16 protein-coding genes and 2 pseudogenes are annotated in these 14,756 nt (G+C 65.7%); 7 read left to right on the forward strand and 11 right to left on the reverse strand.

Annotated features, from left to right (window positions below; all coding sequences use genetic code 11):
- Nucleotides 1–17 precede the first annotated feature (17 nt).
- The 3 genes from ACLQ2U_RS12670 to ACLQ2U_RS12680 form a co-directional block, all read right to left on the reverse strand.
- Entirely contained in the window at nucleotides 18–1,301 is a 1,284-nt protein-coding gene (locus ACLQ2U_RS12670) for an ABC transporter substrate-binding protein (protein ID WP_425750791.1), read from the reverse strand.
- A 723-nt stretch (nucleotides 1,302–2,024) separates the two neighbouring features.
- Nucleotides 2,025–2,429 carry a pantetheine-phosphate adenylyltransferase gene (gene coaD, locus ACLQ2U_RS12675; protein ID WP_357922834.1) on the reverse strand — a complete coding sequence of 135 codons (405 nt, stop codon included), beginning with the start codon at nucleotides 2,427–2,429 and terminating at the stop codon, nucleotides 2,025–2,027.
- Nucleotides 2,430–2,485: 56 nt separating this feature from the next.
- Nucleotides 2,486–3,019, reverse strand: coding sequence for a DUF6817 domain-containing protein (locus ACLQ2U_RS12680; RefSeq protein ID WP_425750792.1), 534 nt, complete (start codon nucleotides 3,017–3,019; stop codon nucleotides 2,486–2,488).
- Between the two features lie 166 nt (nucleotides 3,020–3,185).
- On the opposite strand from ACLQ2U_RS12680, the gene ACLQ2U_RS12685 reads away from it, so the two are divergent.
- Nucleotides 3,186–3,668 carry a YceI family protein gene (locus ACLQ2U_RS12685; RefSeq protein ID WP_425750793.1) on the forward strand — a complete coding sequence of 161 codons (483 nt, stop codon included), beginning with the start codon at nucleotides 3,186–3,188 and terminating at the stop codon, nucleotides 3,666–3,668.
- A 174-nt stretch (nucleotides 3,669–3,842) separates the two neighbouring features.
- Here the strand turns inward: ACLQ2U_RS12685 and ACLQ2U_RS12690 are convergent.
- From ACLQ2U_RS12690 to ACLQ2U_RS12700, 3 genes and pseudogenes are all read right to left on the reverse strand, one after another.
- Nucleotides 3,843–4,061, reverse strand: a pseudogene (locus tag ACLQ2U_RS12690) (transposase); the annotation flags it as partial.
- Between the two features lie 169 nt (nucleotides 4,062–4,230).
- Nucleotides 4,231–4,651 (reverse strand): annotated as a pseudogene (locus ACLQ2U_RS12695) (DDE-type integrase/transposase/recombinase); the annotation flags it as partial.
- On the reverse strand, nucleotides 4,639–6,474 hold the full coding sequence (locus ACLQ2U_RS12700; RefSeq protein WP_425750794.1) for a glycoside hydrolase family 15 protein: 1,836 nt from the start codon (nucleotides 6,472–6,474) through the stop codon (nucleotides 4,639–4,641). The gene ACLQ2U_RS12700 and the pseudogene ACLQ2U_RS12695, both read right to left, overlap by 13 nt.
- 160 nt (nucleotides 6,475–6,634) lie before the next feature.
- Here ACLQ2U_RS12700 and ACLQ2U_RS12705 point away from each other — a divergent pair, with 160 nt between their 5' ends.
- Nucleotides 6,635–6,757 carry a hypothetical protein gene (locus tag ACLQ2U_RS12705; RefSeq protein ID WP_425750795.1) on the forward strand — a complete coding sequence of 41 codons (123 nt, stop codon included), beginning with the start codon at nucleotides 6,635–6,637 and terminating at the stop codon, nucleotides 6,755–6,757.
- A gap of 66 nt (nucleotides 6,758–6,823) precedes the next feature.
- On the opposite strand, the gene ACLQ2U_RS12710 is transcribed toward ACLQ2U_RS12705, so the two are convergent.
- Nucleotides 6,824–7,132 carry a transposase gene (locus ACLQ2U_RS12710; RefSeq protein ID WP_425750796.1) on the reverse strand — a complete coding sequence of 103 codons (309 nt, stop codon included), beginning with the start codon at nucleotides 7,130–7,132 and terminating at the stop codon, nucleotides 6,824–6,826.
- Between ACLQ2U_RS12710 and ACLQ2U_RS12715 the strand changes: the two genes are divergently transcribed.
- Nucleotides 7,032–7,388, forward strand: coding sequence for a hypothetical protein (locus tag ACLQ2U_RS12715; RefSeq protein ID WP_425750851.1), 357 nt, complete (start codon nucleotides 7,032–7,034; stop codon nucleotides 7,386–7,388). The two genes, ACLQ2U_RS12710 and ACLQ2U_RS12715, sit on opposite strands and share 101 nt — an antisense overlap.
- 188 nt (nucleotides 7,389–7,576) lie before the next feature.
- Here ACLQ2U_RS12715 and ACLQ2U_RS12720 read toward each other — a convergent pair whose 3' ends face one another.
- Entirely contained in the window at nucleotides 7,577–8,323 is a 747-nt protein-coding gene (locus ACLQ2U_RS12720) for an SDR family NAD(P)-dependent oxidoreductase (RefSeq protein ID WP_425750797.1), read from the reverse strand.
- A 516-nt stretch (nucleotides 8,324–8,839) separates the two neighbouring features.
- On the opposite strand from ACLQ2U_RS12720, the gene ACLQ2U_RS12725 reads away from it, so the two are divergent.
- The 3 genes from ACLQ2U_RS12725 to ACLQ2U_RS12735 all read left to right on the forward strand — a co-directional run bounded on the left by ACLQ2U_RS12725 (nucleotide 8,840) and on the right by ACLQ2U_RS12735 (nucleotide 10,375).
- Nucleotides 8,840–9,256, forward strand: a complete 417-nt coding sequence (locus tag ACLQ2U_RS12725; RefSeq protein WP_425750798.1) for a transposase — start codon at nucleotides 8,840–8,842, stop codon at nucleotides 9,254–9,256.
- 97 nt (nucleotides 9,257–9,353) lie between these two features.
- On the forward strand, nucleotides 9,354–9,476 hold the full coding sequence (locus ACLQ2U_RS12730) for a hypothetical protein (protein ID WP_425750799.1): 123 nt from the start codon (nucleotides 9,354–9,356) through the stop codon (nucleotides 9,474–9,476).
- Nucleotides 9,452–10,375 (forward strand): IS110 family transposase, encoded by a 924-nt coding sequence (locus tag ACLQ2U_RS12735; protein ID WP_425750800.1) that lies wholly within the window; start codon nucleotides 9,452–9,454, stop codon nucleotides 10,373–10,375. Before ACLQ2U_RS12730 ends, ACLQ2U_RS12735 begins: the two co-directional genes overlap by 25 nt.
- 544 nt (nucleotides 10,376–10,919) lie before the next feature.
- On the opposite strand, the gene ACLQ2U_RS12740 is transcribed toward ACLQ2U_RS12735, so the two are convergent.
- Together ACLQ2U_RS12740 and ACLQ2U_RS12745 are read right to left on the reverse strand one after the other, a co-directional pair.
- Complete coding sequence (locus tag ACLQ2U_RS12740) at nucleotides 10,920–11,561, reverse strand: hypothetical protein (RefSeq protein ID WP_425750801.1); 642 nt, start codon at nucleotides 11,559–11,561, stop codon at nucleotides 10,920–10,922.
- A 199-nt stretch (nucleotides 11,562–11,760) separates the two neighbouring features.
- The gene (locus ACLQ2U_RS12745; RefSeq protein WP_425750802.1) at nucleotides 11,761–12,711 is read right to left on the reverse strand and encodes a hypothetical protein; all 951 of its coding nucleotides are present in this window, start codon (nucleotides 12,709–12,711) and stop codon (nucleotides 11,761–11,763) included.
- 452 nt (nucleotides 12,712–13,163) lie between these two features.
- Between ACLQ2U_RS12745 and ACLQ2U_RS12750 the strand changes: the two genes are divergently transcribed.
- Nucleotides 13,164–13,919 (forward strand): restriction endonuclease, encoded by a 756-nt coding sequence (locus ACLQ2U_RS12750; RefSeq protein WP_425750803.1) that lies wholly within the window; start codon nucleotides 13,164–13,166, stop codon nucleotides 13,917–13,919.
- 365 nt (nucleotides 13,920–14,284) lie between these two features.
- Here the strand turns inward: ACLQ2U_RS12750 and ACLQ2U_RS12755 are convergent, their stop codons facing one another.
- The gene (locus ACLQ2U_RS12755) at nucleotides 14,285–14,722 is read right to left on the reverse strand and encodes a hypothetical protein (RefSeq protein WP_425750804.1); all 438 of its coding nucleotides are present in this window, start codon (nucleotides 14,720–14,722) and stop codon (nucleotides 14,285–14,287) included.
- Nucleotides 14,723–14,756: the final 34 nt, after the last annotated feature.

Genomic DNA, 14,756 nt, shown 5'->3' on the forward strand with positions numbered 1-14,756 from the left:
GAAGCGGCCATCGGCGGCTAGTTCCGGGATCCGTCGTCGACTCGCTTCATCGTGCTGATGAAGCCGTCGACGTCCTGGTCACGCACGAACTCCGAGAGCGCCTGCCGGTACTTCACCTGGATCTCGCCGCCGATCCAGTCGTCGAGGTCGTAGCCGGCCTTGACCGAGGAGTCCTTGGGCCACAGCGTGGCGGCCTGCTGGTCGTTGACGTCGGGGTAGACGCTGGTCGGTACCTTCGTGTTCGGTGCGACGTACCCGCCCCGCTTGGCCCAGATCGTCTGCGCGTCGACCGACCCCAGGTACTCCAGCAATGCCCGGGTGGCGGGAAGGTTCTTGGTGTCCTTGGCACCGACGAACAGGTCACCGCTGACGAACTGTGCCGGTGGCACCGTGTTGTCGTACGGCGGCATCAGGAAGAACGCGAGATCCTTGCCGGGCTCGAGGCTCTTGTCGCACTCGGCCGGGTCGACGAGGTTGATGAACGCGCCCTGGTTCTCGAACAGGAACTTGCCCTGCACCCGCCCGCAGGTGGAGTCGATGAATCCGGCCGACAGCGCGTTGTCCGGGAAGTACTTGCCGATCATGTCGGCCAGGACTTCGAACGACTTTACGATCCGTGGGTCGTCCCAGCCGATCTTGCCGCGGGCGAGGTCGTTGAATGCGTCCGGTCCGGCGACACGCAGGATAACCGGGTCCGTCCACTGGGTGAGTGGCCAGGTGTCCTTGCCACCCACCGCGAACGGCGCCAGACCAGCCGCCTTCGCCTTGTCCAGCACGGCGGTGAACTCCGCCCACGTCTTCGGCACCGACACGCCGAGCTTCGCCAGCTGGGCGGGGTTGTACCAGATGAGTGCGTTGATATTGCCCTTGAAGTAGACCGCTTCGGTGCGGCCCTCCGCGCCGGCGGCCACCTCCCGCAGAGTCGGGGTGTACTGCCCGTCGGCGATCCAGCGGTCCCACATCTGATCGAGGTTGAGTAGCAGGCCTTGCTGGGAGAAGGCCCGGATCATCCCGGGCAGTGCCACCGCGACGTCTGGCGGTGAACCTTGGGCGAACTGCTGTGTGAGCAGTGCCTCACCCTGCGCGAACGGAACCTGTTCGATCTGCACCTCGACGGTGGGGTGCTTCGCCTTGAAACCGTCGATGACGGCGGCGAACGCCTCGCCCTCGCCTCCAGTCCAGTTGGTGACTACCCGCAGCTTGCCTTCGACTTTCCCGGTCTCACGCTCGCCTGAGCTGTCGGAGCCGCCGGAACCGGCGCATCCACTCAGGCCGAGGAGCAGCGCGGTCGCGCCGGCCACCACGACACGTACCCGTCTGTGTAGCGCAACGCCCATCGGGTTTCCTCCTGGTTCTCCAGGCCGGCAGGCGCTACCTGCCGGACACATTTGTCATTGCGCGATGACAAATCATCGAAGCCGCGCTCCTAGCTGTCAAGAGCTGCAGCCGACTGGGCTGGCTGCGGGCGAACATCATGCCGATGAAGACCCCCACGACGGGCAGCTACGGACTCAAGCACGTGGCGGAGGACCTGCTCGGCCGCCACGTCAGCAACGTCGAGCTCATCGCGGCGGCGCTGATGGCCGGGTACCCGTGGTGGGGCCCGTCCGGGCCTAACGCGTGGTTCGGGATGTGGCTGTCTACGCCGGGTTGGCCCTGCGTGGCCCGCGGATGGCCGTCGCCGTGCCGGTCCTTGCCAGCTCTCCGCCGTCGGATTGCTCGGAATCGGGATGTGGAAAAAATCGCCGAGTTCCAGTCGACGGGGGCGGAGATGCGGCGCGTACGTTCGATGAGGACGATCCTCTCGCCATCGGCAAGGCGATGAGCGCCACCACTCAGATGAGCGTTGGCTCTTGGCTCTGGTTGCTCACGTTCGCGGCACCGCTGGCACCGAGTCATTGCAGTCGCCGTGCCTAGTACTCCAACGTCACTTGATCTTGACGCGGCAGTCTCAAAAATTATCCGGCGGCGGTCCGACGAGGGGTTCGCCAATGTCCGGCAGTCTACGGCTGCGTGGACGAAGGTCACTTCCCCAGCGTGCGCACCGCAGTCGAAGACACCGCGGCCAGTTCGGGCTGCGCAGGCAGAAATACCGTGGGGACACCCAGCGACTGGTTCATCGCGGCGAGCTGGTACTCGGTCCGAAGGTCGGTGGTGTTACGCACGCCGCGGACGATCACTCCTACTTCATGGCGACGGCAGTAGGTGGAGGTCAACCCGCTCCAGGCCGCAACGGTGACGGAGGTCCACTCGACCGGCAGGATGGCCCGAACAGCGGCCGCTCGCTCCTCTTCGTCGGTGCCCGGATGCTTGATGCTGTTGACCGCGACGAGCACGACCACTTCGTCGAAGAGGTCGCGTGCCCGGTTCACCACATTCAAATGCCCGGGAGTGAAGGGATCAAAGCTGCCGGGGTAGACGGCTCGCACGCGTACGCGACCGGGGGTGCGTGCTATCGAACGTGGCCCTGCCGATGGTTCGGGTGTCACGGCCGCAAGACCCGCTGCGCATCGCGGATGACCTGCTCAGAGGCCAGTGGGGCCCAAGAGGCGAACAGTTCCCGGAAGTAGGTACCGTGCCGGTCCGCCACCGCAGGATCGTGCTCGATGACGTCCAGTTCGTTGACGATGCTCAGGTCCATGAGCGACCGAAGTTGAGCCGCATTCGGCGTTCTCACCTGACGTACGAAGCGGTCGAACACCTGGCCGGTCTTTGCCAGCTCCCGCCAGCTGCGTCTACGGTCGCAGGCGCCATACAGATAGACAAGCTCCTCGGCGTCGGCACCAACGAGATCCCGTAGCACAGCACGATCGGCCCGATCAAGCAGGGCGAGGTCGAACCCGTCGGTGCCGTAGACGGCGTGGGTAAGGCCCGCGGCTTGCACTTCACTGCTACAGCCAAGCACGGCGAGTCGTTCGCTGACTCGACATAGGTGGGCGTACAGGTTGCCCCCGGGATGCGCGATCTGCTCAGCTCCATGCCGGCGGAGCCAGACCCGCACGCCTTTGTCGGTGCTCATGGCCCGACTGTAGGTATCGGCTGTCGGATTCGCTGGCCCCTGGGTGTGGGCAATATGTCACAGCGCCGTGGGTACGTCTGGCACTCGCACGGCCGGCCGGCTCCAGCTCGGCCCGGTCAGCGGACATGTGCTCTTGCGTACCGGCCGCCAGGGCGTCGGGTCGAAGGTGGGTCACGACCTGACGATCGAAGTGACCGACTGGTCGGCGCAGGTGGACCTGCCCGCGGAGTCGGCGGCCGCTGCGACGGTCACCGCCCGGTTCGACCTGGGGTCGCTGGCCGTACGGGAGGGCGCGGGCGGTGTTCGGCCGCTGACAGAGCAGGACCGGCGGGAGATCGAGGAGAATGCACGGCGGAGTCTGGGCGTGGACCATCACCCGATTGCCACCTTCCAATCCGGAGAGATGGCGCCCGCTGCCGGCGGCGGCACGATTACCGGCGCCCTGACCGTGCACGGCACCGCCGCGCCCATCGAATTGCGGGTGCGTGAGCTGGCACCAGACCGATACCGCGGCACCGCAGTGGTGAGGCAGTCGGCGCATGGGATCAAGCCCTACTCTGCGTTCCTCGGGGCACTGAAGCTGCGCGACGAGGTGGAGGTGCAGATCGAAGTCGATCTAGCGGCGGCTGAGCGGGTGGACCTGCCATGAGTCGCGCACATGCCGACCATTGGTCACAGCTCCTTACGCTGGCTGTTGGGTCGCGCGCCGCGCAGACTCGTTGCCGACCGCCCACGTGCAGGTCACGGGGCCGGGTCACCCGCCGGCCCTTCGACCGCCGCGTGCCACAGTCAGGGACACCGCCGGAGCAGCCCCGTCGTATCGTCAACCTCGGTCTTTCAAGATCGATTGATTGACCTGCTGGGGTAGGGCCGCGAGTCGGGTGAAGGCGTCGACGAGCTGCCGTGTCCAGGGCCAAGGTTCGGCGATGCGTAGGTAGGTCCGTCTCGCGGTGCGGGTGATTCGGGCGGCGATGTGTAGCAGGCGGTAGCGCAGTTTCTTTGGCTCGACGCGTGCGAGATCGTCGTCCACGAGCAGGATCTGGCCTCCACGCTATCGGGGGAACCCCATCGGCCACTTCGGGCGAGTTCTGGTCGGCCGATGGAAGGGCCGGCGTCGTCATCACAGCAGTCTGCCGCTCCATGGCAGGGCCACCGCCGGCGCTGTTGCTTTGTGGGATCGGCAGACGTGTCGCCCCGTACTGGGTCCGGGGTCAGGTCGCCTGGGCGAGGTCGGTGAACGCCGCTGCTACCCGCAGAGCCGGTGGGGCGTCGAGTTCGAGTTCGTAGTGGCCGCGTCGTAGGTTCTGCATGAAGGCGTGTCCGGCAAGGTGGTGCCATGCCGAGGGATGACCTCGTCCAGCACCCTGGGGTAGACCGCGGCGGCGTCGGTGACCACCTCGCGGGGTGTCACCTTCAAAGTCGACAGCGCCCGTCGGAAGAACCGCCGGGCCGCGTCGGCGTCCCGGCGGGCCGACACGAGCACGTCGATGACCTGCCCGTACTGGTCAACTGCCCGGTACACGTACCGCCAGACCCCGTTGACTCTGACGTACGTTCGTCAACGAACCAGCCAGAAGTGTTATCAATCTCGCCACGCCGTCTGGGCCGCTGTGAAGGCCTCATGGCGCTGGCGTGCTGGCCTCTGTCAGGCGCAAGGCGGCGGAGAGCAGGCCGATGTGTGAGAACGCCTGCGGGAAGTTCCCCAACTGTTCACCCGTACGCAGGTCGATCTGCTCGGCGAAGAGGCCGAGGTCGTTGGCCCGCCCGGCGAGGCGCTCGAACAGCGCGGCGGCCCGATCCCGCTCGCCGGCCAGCGCAAGGCACTCGACCAGCCAGAAAGAGCAGATGACGAAGCCCGCCGACTCGTCGGGCCAGCGGCGGACCAGCCCATCGGTGGTCAGCTCCTGTTCAATCCGTTCGATAGTCGCGCGCATCCGCGGGTCGGCTGCGGGAATGAACCCGATGATGGGCAGGACGAGTACCGATGCGTCGAGCACGTCGGATCCAAAGGCTCTGGTAAAGGCGCCAACGCTGGGATTCCAGCCCTGTTGCAGGATCGCGGCACGGATCTCGTCGCGGGCCGCCGCCCAACGCTCCAGGTCCGCCGCACTGCCGAGGACGGTGCCGAACCGTACGGCTCGGTCCAACGCCATCCAACATCCCACCTTGGACGTGACATAATGCCGCTCCTCGCCCCGTGCCTCCCACATTCCCGAATCTGGCAGCCGCCAGGTTTCGGCCGCCTGCTCGGCCAGGGAACGCAGCAATCGCCGTACGTCGTCGGGCATGGGTTCGAGGCTGTCACGCAGCACCCACGCGGCGTCGATCACCTGGCCGAGTGCGTCCTGTTGCCGCTGGCGCCAGGCGTCATTGCCGATCAGCGCCGGACCCCTGACAAGGTGCCCGGTTAGCACGTCGAGCTCACGTTCGGTCAGGTCGTGCTCGCCCTCGACGCCGAGCATGATCGGTACGGGTTGCCGGCCCACATCGCCGATCGCCTCGGCCAACCAGCGGAAGAGCCGTTCCGCCTCTAACGAGCAGGCCGCCTGGTACAGGGCCCGCATGGCGAGGCTGAAGTCGCGCAACCACACGTAGCGGTAGTCGTAGTTGTCGTGGCCCTCCGGCCGCACCGGCAGCGAGGTGGTCGCCGCGGCGACGTACGCACCACTTGACTGATAGGTCAACCCCCCCAGGATCATCACATTCTGGCGCACCAACTCCGGATATTGCCCTGGGTAGTTGTGCTCCGATATCCAGGAGCGCCACCCCTCGGCTGTCTCGGCGAGGGTCCCTGGTACGTCGACCGGCATTGGCTCGCGTTCGTGATAGGTCGACGAGTAGGACAGGGAGAAGGATTCCCGCTGTCCCGGGTCGACCGTGAACGACGCTGACGCTTCGGTCCGCTGGCGGTGCACCGGCACCGTCGCGGTCATCCCGAGCGTGGTGCCCGTGGCTCTCGCGACGAGAGTCTCGCCGCGCAGATCGAGATGGGCCCGCACGCGGCCGTACTCGAAGCGGGGCGCGTAGGACATCACCATTGGAACGTGTCCGGAGAGCCCTTCCACCAGCCGCAGGAGGAGGCCGGGCGGATTCCGGCCGATCTCGTGTCCGCGGACATTCGAGTCCATGGCCAGGGCGTCGGTGACCGCCACGGATCCGTCCCGGGTGGTGAATACCGTCCGCAGCACCAGCGTGTTTCTCAGGTAGCTCCGCTCGACCTGGAAGTCGCCGGCGGGCCGGATCCACCAATGTCCGCCGTCGTCGTCGAGCAGGCGGGCGAATATCGACGGCGCGTCGAACCGAGACGGGCACCACCAGTCCACGGAACCGTCGCGGCCGACCAGGGCTCCGGATCGGCCGTCGGCGAGGTAGCCGTAGTCTTCAATCCGACCGGCGCACACGGCGTGCAACCCCGGACTGGTCGGTTTCCAGTAGCTGAGCCACCTAGCGATCATCCTTGCCATGTTGGGTGATAGCCGTGTTAGCTGACGGGGCGGATCCTGAGTAGTTCGACCCGAGACGCCCTGAATTGCGCTTGCGCCTACTTACCCCTGTCCGGTTGATTTAACCGGGCGGAAACCGATGCGCGGGCTACGGACCGACCGAACAGCGCAGGTGATCATCGCCGGACACGCCTTCATGCAGAACCTACGACGCGGCCACTACGAACTCAGACTCGACGCCCCACCGGCTCTGCGGGTAGCAGCGGCGTTCACCGACCTCGCCCAGGCGATCTGACCCCGGACCCAGTACGGGGCGACACGTCTGCCGATCCCACAAAGCAACAGCGCCCACGCTCGTTTCTTACCTCGTCGGCGTGTCAGGCGGCGGTAGCGTTCGCCGAGGAAGGTGTTGGTGCGGGCGATTGCGGCGACGACTTCGCCGAGGGTGCCGGCTAGCCAGGGGTTGCCCTTGCCGGTGGAGTTGCCTTTCTTCTTGCCGGGCTGACCGGGCGTCGATGGGTGCGAACTTCGCCCAGGATGCCAGGTGCGCGGCGGTGGGGAAGACGGTCATGTCCCCGCCGATCTCGGCGATGATCTCCTGGGCGGCACGTATGCCGATACCGGTGATCTCGTCCAACTTGGCCACCGCCGCCGCGAAAGGGACGATCATCTCCTCGATCCGGTTGTCTCAACTGCGCGATGTCCGCGGCGAGGGCGTCGATACGGCGCAGCATGGTGGCGCAGATGAACGCGTGATGGTCGTCGAAGTGGCCGGCCAACGCCTGACGCAACTGGGGGATCTTGCGGCGCATCGTGGTGTGCGCCAGCTCGGCGAGTACCTTCGGGTCCCGCTGGCCGGCGATCATCGCCTGCAGCATTTTGGCCGGCACGCCGGTAGCAGCCACCGTTTAACACCAGTCACCTAGGGAACGGCAGCTTGAGCTACTCGGGTGCCGACCCCGACGGTGTGGCGAGTTCCAGCCGGGGCCTGTCCTGCATGTCGCGGACAAACAGCGACTCTGCCCGCGCCCCGTACCGGTGTCGCGCCTGTGGACCGGTCCGGTCCGGTCCGCTCCGCGATGCGGCGTCGCGGAGCAGACCGGACGGTCGGAACTCAGACGGCGGTGCGTCCCCCGTCGACCGGCAGGACCGCGCCGTGGATGAAGCTCGCCCGGTCGCTGGCCAGGAAGGTGATTGCGGCGGCGATTTCCTCAGCAGAGCCGGGCCGTCCGGCTGGTCCGCCCTTGGCCAGTTGGTCGAGTGCGTCGCCCATGGACGCGGTGCCCTCGGTGCGGGTCGGTCCGGGGCCGACCGCGTTGACTCGTACGCCACTGGGCCCGTACTCGGCAGCCCAGGACTTCGTCAGCAACACCATCGCGGCCTTGCTCGACCCGTACAAAGCCATCCCCGCAGCGCCGAACTCGGCGAGCATCGTGGTCACATTGACGATCGCGCCCCGGCCGCGCTTGGCCATGTCGGGTGCGAGCTCCGCGACCAGGAAGTATGGCGCCTTGACATTGACGGCGTACACCGAGTCGAACGTCTCCTCGCTGGTCTGCTCGGTAGGACCGAACGGGAAGATGCCAGCGCTGTTGATCAGCACATCCACCTGCCCGAGCTGCTCCTTGCCCCGAACGGCCAGCGAGCGCGCGGCGGCCTCGTCGTGAAGATCGGTAGCCACGAACCAGGCCTGACCCCCCGCCGAACGAATTTCCTGCACCACGTCGTTGCCCCGGTTCTCGTCCCGACCGGACAAGACCACGTGCGCACCGAGCCGGGCCAACTCGGTAGCCACGGCCTTCCCGATGCCACTGGTTCCACCGGTCACCAAAGCCTTGGTACCCGAGAGTCCTGACGTCATTGATCTGCTCACCGTCCTGTTACGCGAACATCGACTTCGGTCGAGAAGGTCCGTGCGGCACGCCCTGACTGGTTGGTGCAAGGGGCGGAAGAGCCGGCGGACCGGTTTGGGCGATTAGGCCGGCTTATACGGCCATAAGGAAGACTTTGCCGTATCAGCTACCAGCAGGGCCGCGAACTGTCACACAACACCGCCTCACCCTCGCGGAGACGCTGCACCAGATCGCGGCATGACCCGGTGTCCACATCCCGCGGGGAACCTCACTGGGCGGGTTCAACTGGTCAACGCAACGGTCTTGATGGGTCAGCGAGAATCTCGTTGATCTATGAGGGAGACGTTGATGACCGCCCATCTGACGATGGAGCAACGGCAGCTGGTCCGACGGCTACACGCGAGGGCCTGTCGCTACGGGAGATCGGCCGGCAGGTCGGCTGCTCCCATGAGATCGTCCGAACCGTCGAATCGAAGCGGCCCGTGCGATCGGACTCGTGGCAGCCCGGGCCCGGACGGCTGACCTTGGCTGACCGGGAGGAGATCAGTCTCGGCTTGCGTGATGGCGACACCTTCACCGCCATCGCGATCAGGCTGGGCAAGGCCGTCTCGACTGTCTCGCGGGAGGTGGCCGGCAATCGCGGCCGAAACGAATACCGCGCATGGCGTGCGCACCAACAGGCTCGAGACCGCGCTCGTCGTCCTAAAACGCCGAAGCTGAGCTGTGCGCGACTCGCGGCCCAGGTAACGCAGTGGCTGCAAGAGTGCTGGTCGCCCCAGGAGATCACCGGCCGGTTGCGGATGGAGTTCGCCGACGATCCGATGATGCACGTGAGCCACGAGCAGTTCGTCACCCATATACGACGAGAGGGCATATCTATCGATGAGATATGCCCTCTGAACAGTGTCGGGACGGCCGGATTCGAACCGACGACCCCTTGATGCGATGAAGAGGCGGGGCCTCGCCTCCCCGTGACAGTCACCCAGTTTGCGATGTTCGCTTGGGCTGTCTACGTCCACCACGACGATGGAGGCCCCTGTGGATGAGTATGACGGCAAGCAGATCGTCGGTATCGATCTGCATCGGCGGCGCACGGTGATCGTGCGGATGACGCAGGCCGGGAGCACCTCGAGACGGTGCGGATTGACAACGATCCGCTGACGTTGGGGTTGGAGATCGCGAAGGCCGGTGAAGCACCCGAGGTGGTGTTGGAGGCGACATACGGCTGGTACTGGGCCGTCGACGTGCTCCAGGACGCCGGCGCGGTGGTGCACCTGGCCCACCCGTTGGGTGTGAAAGGGTTCGCCTATCGGCGGGTCAAGAACGATGTGCGCGATGCGTCGGATCTGGCTGATCTGTTGCGTATGGGTCGGTTGCCGGAGGCGTGGATCGCGCCGCCAGCGGTGCGGGAGCTGCGGGAAGCGGTGCGTCATCGCAGCAAACTTGTCGCGTTGCGGTCCGGACTCAAAGCGCAGGTCCATGCGGTGCTCGGCAAGCAGGGCGTCATGGTGCCGATGTCGGATCTGTTCGGCACGGCGGGCGGGAAGCTCCTCGATGATCTGCGTCTGGACCCGGCCTACCACGCACGGATCGTGTCGCTGCGCAGGTTGATCGAGGCCCTTGACTTCGAGATCGACGTGATCGCTCGGCGCACCGCAGCGAAACTCGCCGCGCATCCGGGATACCGTGCCGTGCAGGCCATCGACGGTGTCGGCCCGGTGTTGGCGGCGATCTTCGTTGCCGAGATCGGTGACGTCAGCCGATTCCACCGCCCACAGCAGCTGTGCTCCTGGGCTGGGCTGACCCCACGCCACCGGGAATCCGACACCACCGTGCACCGAGGCCAGATCACCAAACAAGGCAGTCCCCTGCTGCGCTGGGCTGCGATCGAGGCGGTGCAGCGGCTCAGCCGCGGCCCGGTCGGCGCGACCCGGATCCGGGTCGGGGCCCGCCGGGGATCCAACATAGGCAAGGTCGCCGCCGGCCGAAAACTACTCACGCTGGTGTTCTACGGGCTGCGCGACGGGCATATCCGCGCCCTGAGCACCCGACCGGCGTGAGCCTGATCCGGACACAGCCAGGACCCGAGGTCGCTGGGGGTCTGACCCTCCCGAACACGGGACGCGGTCGAGCGTTACTTGATTGACCCGGCCCTGGCTGTGGCCGCACCACTCCATGCCGCACGAACAGCGGCGAAGCGATGACCGGCAACCGGATCACAACCGGCATGCCGCACGTCCATTCAGGACCCCGGAGAGGACGGCCCACACAACCTCATAGCCTGCTCCCGGCGCCGCCATCGTGCGATCGCCTCGGGATCGGCGTCAAGGCCACACCCGCTACGCGGGTCGACCTAAAGGTCGAGCCTGGACCCCGACCCCTCACCGACGCCTGCCCACACCAGACCGGGAATCCACCATAAACCGGTCACAACCGGTCCAGCGTCCGCGCTTGACACGGCCCCGCCTCTTCAGGGATGACCCCCAGAACGTGGGGTCAACCGTTACTGCACGTCGCGCGCCCTTTGGGTTGTCTCAGACCGTTCACGGGCTCGCTGCCAGTGCGCTCGCGCTAATGGCGTGTGGTCCCCGCGTGGTCCCCCGGTCAGAGGTAGCCGCTCTCCATCAGGCTGTCGAGCAACTCCGAGTCGTCAGCCGGCATCCGTCGCCCGTCACTCTCGTCCGGCGGATAGAAGTTGCTCAGGTACTGGTCGTACCACTGCGTCGGCAACATCTGGTTGATGGCGATACCGACAGCCGACAGGCGGTGGTCCTCGGACATTCGTCGGGCCACATCGGCAGCGGCGAGCAGGCCCCGGGTGCGCATGGTCGCGGCAATGGCAGCGCCTGGCGGGTCGAGTTTCCGAACTAGCACGTCACTGCTGCACCCTCCAGGCCTGCTGTCGAGAGTGCACACGGCGACTCCAACGACGTGAGCGGTGAGCGGCGCCTGGGCGGCAATCATCGCGATGTGATGCTGACGACAGCGGTCGCAACCGGCGTAGCCGGCGGCAATCGCGTCAAGCATCGGGGTTAGGTCCATCGCATCGAGCCCGCTATCGCTCGCCGGCACGCCGTAGTCTGCGGCGTAGAGCGGGTTGACCTGCAGGTCGACGCGAGCCGGCCGCGGATGCAATGGTTCGTGTGCGGTGTGAGGGTTTCCGCTACAGGGACGAGGCAGGACATGAGGGTTACCGTAAGGAACGTCCGCATCCATGGTGATCATCGTATCCGGTATGGGGCTCATGGATGAGCCCTAGCCGCCACATGGTGATCGGCCTGGCCGCACTCACCCAGCGAGCGTGACATGTCCGCTCGCGCACCAGCTACTGATTTCGACTCTGTTTGCTACATCGCCGTCCCGGTCTGAGTCCTCGTCGGTGCCAGGGACTGACCGCTTCGGTGTGAACTGTAGGCAATGCGGTTAGATCAGGTTCGGTACGAAGTCACACGACCTCCTCCGGTCCTTTGTCGGCCGGCTCGGTAGCTGGCGTTGCTGTACTTGGTTGCTGTACCCGGGGGCGCACGACGGCCGCGGGGACAACAAAGGAGCGAATATCGTCTCCGTCCTTGATGGGCACGCCACCCGATGCCAGCTGATCACGATCGTCCTGGTCCGCATCTGTTGACTGTCCCGCGGTAGTCCCCCACGTCTCACCAGTCGGAAGCGCCCACATCAACAGTCCGAGCGCGACCACAGCTCCCCCGAGTGGCACGAACACGGAGACCGCAACGACCCACGCAGCTGGTCGCGCCCACAGATCGGCTGGACGATCACCAACTGGTCCGATTACTGCCAGGTTCAACAACGCAAAGACGACCACGCTCGCGGCCGCAACCCCAGCGCGTCGCTGCTGCCTGCTTGCAACCTGGGAGGCATCGGTGCCGCCACGGATGTGCCTGGCGGCGAACGCGCCAACCAGCACGACGACAACGACTGGAAAGTACCAAGCGACCCACACTCTCGACCGCTGCCAGCCCGGTACGTCCAGGAGATAACCGCGAGCCGAGGTCGTGAGCAACTCGACCACAACTATCGCCAACAGCAGCACACAAGCGAACGTAAAACGTCTAACGACCTTCTTCTCCCCATATTGCTCAGGGAGGAGCCACGCTAGAGCCGAGAGCATGGCCACAACGCCGACAGCGACCATCCCCGAGGAAATCGAACTCTCCGACCAAGCTCTACGGCACGTGACCTCACCCGACACGATAGTGGCGATGTAGCTGCCCGCAGCAAGGCAGACGAACGATGCCAGAAACAGCATGAACGTCTCGCCGGCGTGGCGGCGGCGCCCTTCCGTAAGGAGGTACACGAGACCGACGAAAACGAACCCGGCCAAGACCGCCATGAAGGCCGACTGAGCCTCGGCGGCTGCGACAGGGTTCCAGTCCACCGGGACAGGCAATCTATCGCAATCTCCCATTTCTTGCCGCCTCATCTAGTGTTGGCCTCAGACAGTGGGTTTCATGTGCGACGACCGAGAGCACCGTCCAGTATGGTCGTTCCCTTGCAAGATCGCCGGCCACGGTTCATTGAGCACCATCCAGCGGTACCGGCACCCGGGTCGCGGTCGCCGAGGCACCCGAGCCGGCCGGAGCTGGAGCCACGACCCGTTGACCCCCAGACCTCGGCAAGGTGGTCGGATAGGGCCGGCACGGCTGCTCAACGGCCTGATCGGGTTCGTAGCGATCCCGCAGGGTTCCGTCGGTTGCTGTACTTCGGTGCTGTACCGCCGCATCCGCACGAGCTACCAACCACCCGGTCGCAACCCCCTCCCCCGCCGCCCTTGCCCGACTCCTCCGCCGGAGCTGAGTGCCTAGCATCGCGTAGATAGGGTGGACAGCCGTGACCGAACCGACTGGCGAGTCAGGCCCTCACGACGAAGACAAAGAGTTCCCTGACGTCCTCTCCACACGCACTCGCATAGCAGCCATCATCTTCGGGCTCGCTGGCACTGGCACCGGCGGTTGGGCAGTCTTCTCTTCCGACAACCAAGCAGGGACAGCAATCCTGCTTCTCATCGGTGCAGTTCTCCTGCTGGTTGGAGTGCAGGGGACACCGCTTCGCCGCTTTGGGCACGGTGACAGCAGCATCGAGCTTGCCGCTGTCCAACGGCGAGCTGCACGCGCAGTGGAAAGGGCAGCGCAGGAGCAGCCTCCGGAGGTCGCCGCGGCAGTTGCCGAGGCCGTAGAGACAATCACTCCGCAGGTGAGCCTGCCTCCAGAGATGGTCTACGAGGCCGCAGTCATCGACGCAATACGGCGAACCGGAGCCTCGATCGACCCTACCCACAGACCGGGCACTGGGGACAAAGGCGTCGACGCCCGCGTCCAGGTGGGCACCGGGAAGGTTAACGTCCAGGTCAAGCTACGCCGCCGGGGATCACTGGGAGCAAGAGACATCGAGCATGCTGCCGCCACGGCTCGATGGTCCGGCTTCGATGGCGGCTTCCTGCTGGTCACGAATGCTCCTCTATCTGAGGACGCTCGGGCCTTCAACGCAGCTTTATCGCCCACCGGAGACGGCGTCGAGGCCATTACCTGGAATGACTCTCGGGACGACGACCTCTTGGCGCGTGCCCTCGCCCGCAACGCCCGCTAGCCATCCCGTCGGCCTTCGTCCGCACTCTGTGGAGTGGGTGGGGCCTGTCCGGTCAAGGTGGAGCACCCTACGTCTGAACGACCTTGACCGGACAGGCCCTGCCCGCTCGGCTCAGCCCGGACGAAGGTCGTCGGGATGGCGCCAACCATCCCGGAGTGCCCGAGCGCCCCGCCGGAGGCACGCCGCTTTGGGCCGGACACCACTTTCAGCGGTTTTGATCTAGCTACTTGCGGAATCGGGCAAGACGCCCTGCGACCTTGGCGCGGAGCGGTCACCTATGGTCACTGCTGGCCATCGCTGGTTCACCCCAGACCGCCTGGAGATGGGCTGATCTTGGTGATTTGCCACTGATGGGCTACGCCGCCCTACGAGTCCAGCAATACGGCTGTCACGACGCTGGCAACCACACCAGCGGCGAAGAAGAAGAAGTTAACTGCGAACCCTTGCCAAAAGGTGCGCTTTGAGCTTTTTGACACCTCGCCTGCAAGTTCCGCTCGTACAAGCCGCGCCACGGCCAACCGCTGCGCTTCGTTGAGCTGGGCAACCTGCTGCGCCTCATCCGCGTCCTTCTTTGCCTTCTCCGCAAGGGCAAGTCTTGCTTGGATCTCCGCTTGAACCTCCTCCAGAACTCGCGATGACGACCTCATGAGATCCCCAAGGTCGGTCAATCGGTCTTCGAGTGTCTGTTCGGCAGCCCTCGGTTGTCGGCGTTCCCCCCGTGACGCAAGAGCGGCCTGCAGGGCCGCCACGATGATGCCTACGACGCCAGCAGTTACGGGACCGACCACCTCGAAGAAGCCCACGGCCAGAGAACCTACAGGGAGCTGGCTTTACCGC

It is taken from the genome of Micromonospora sp. DT47, from assembly GCF_049844475.1.
GTDB lineage: Bacteria > Actinomycetota > Actinomycetes > Mycobacteriales > Micromonosporaceae > Micromonospora.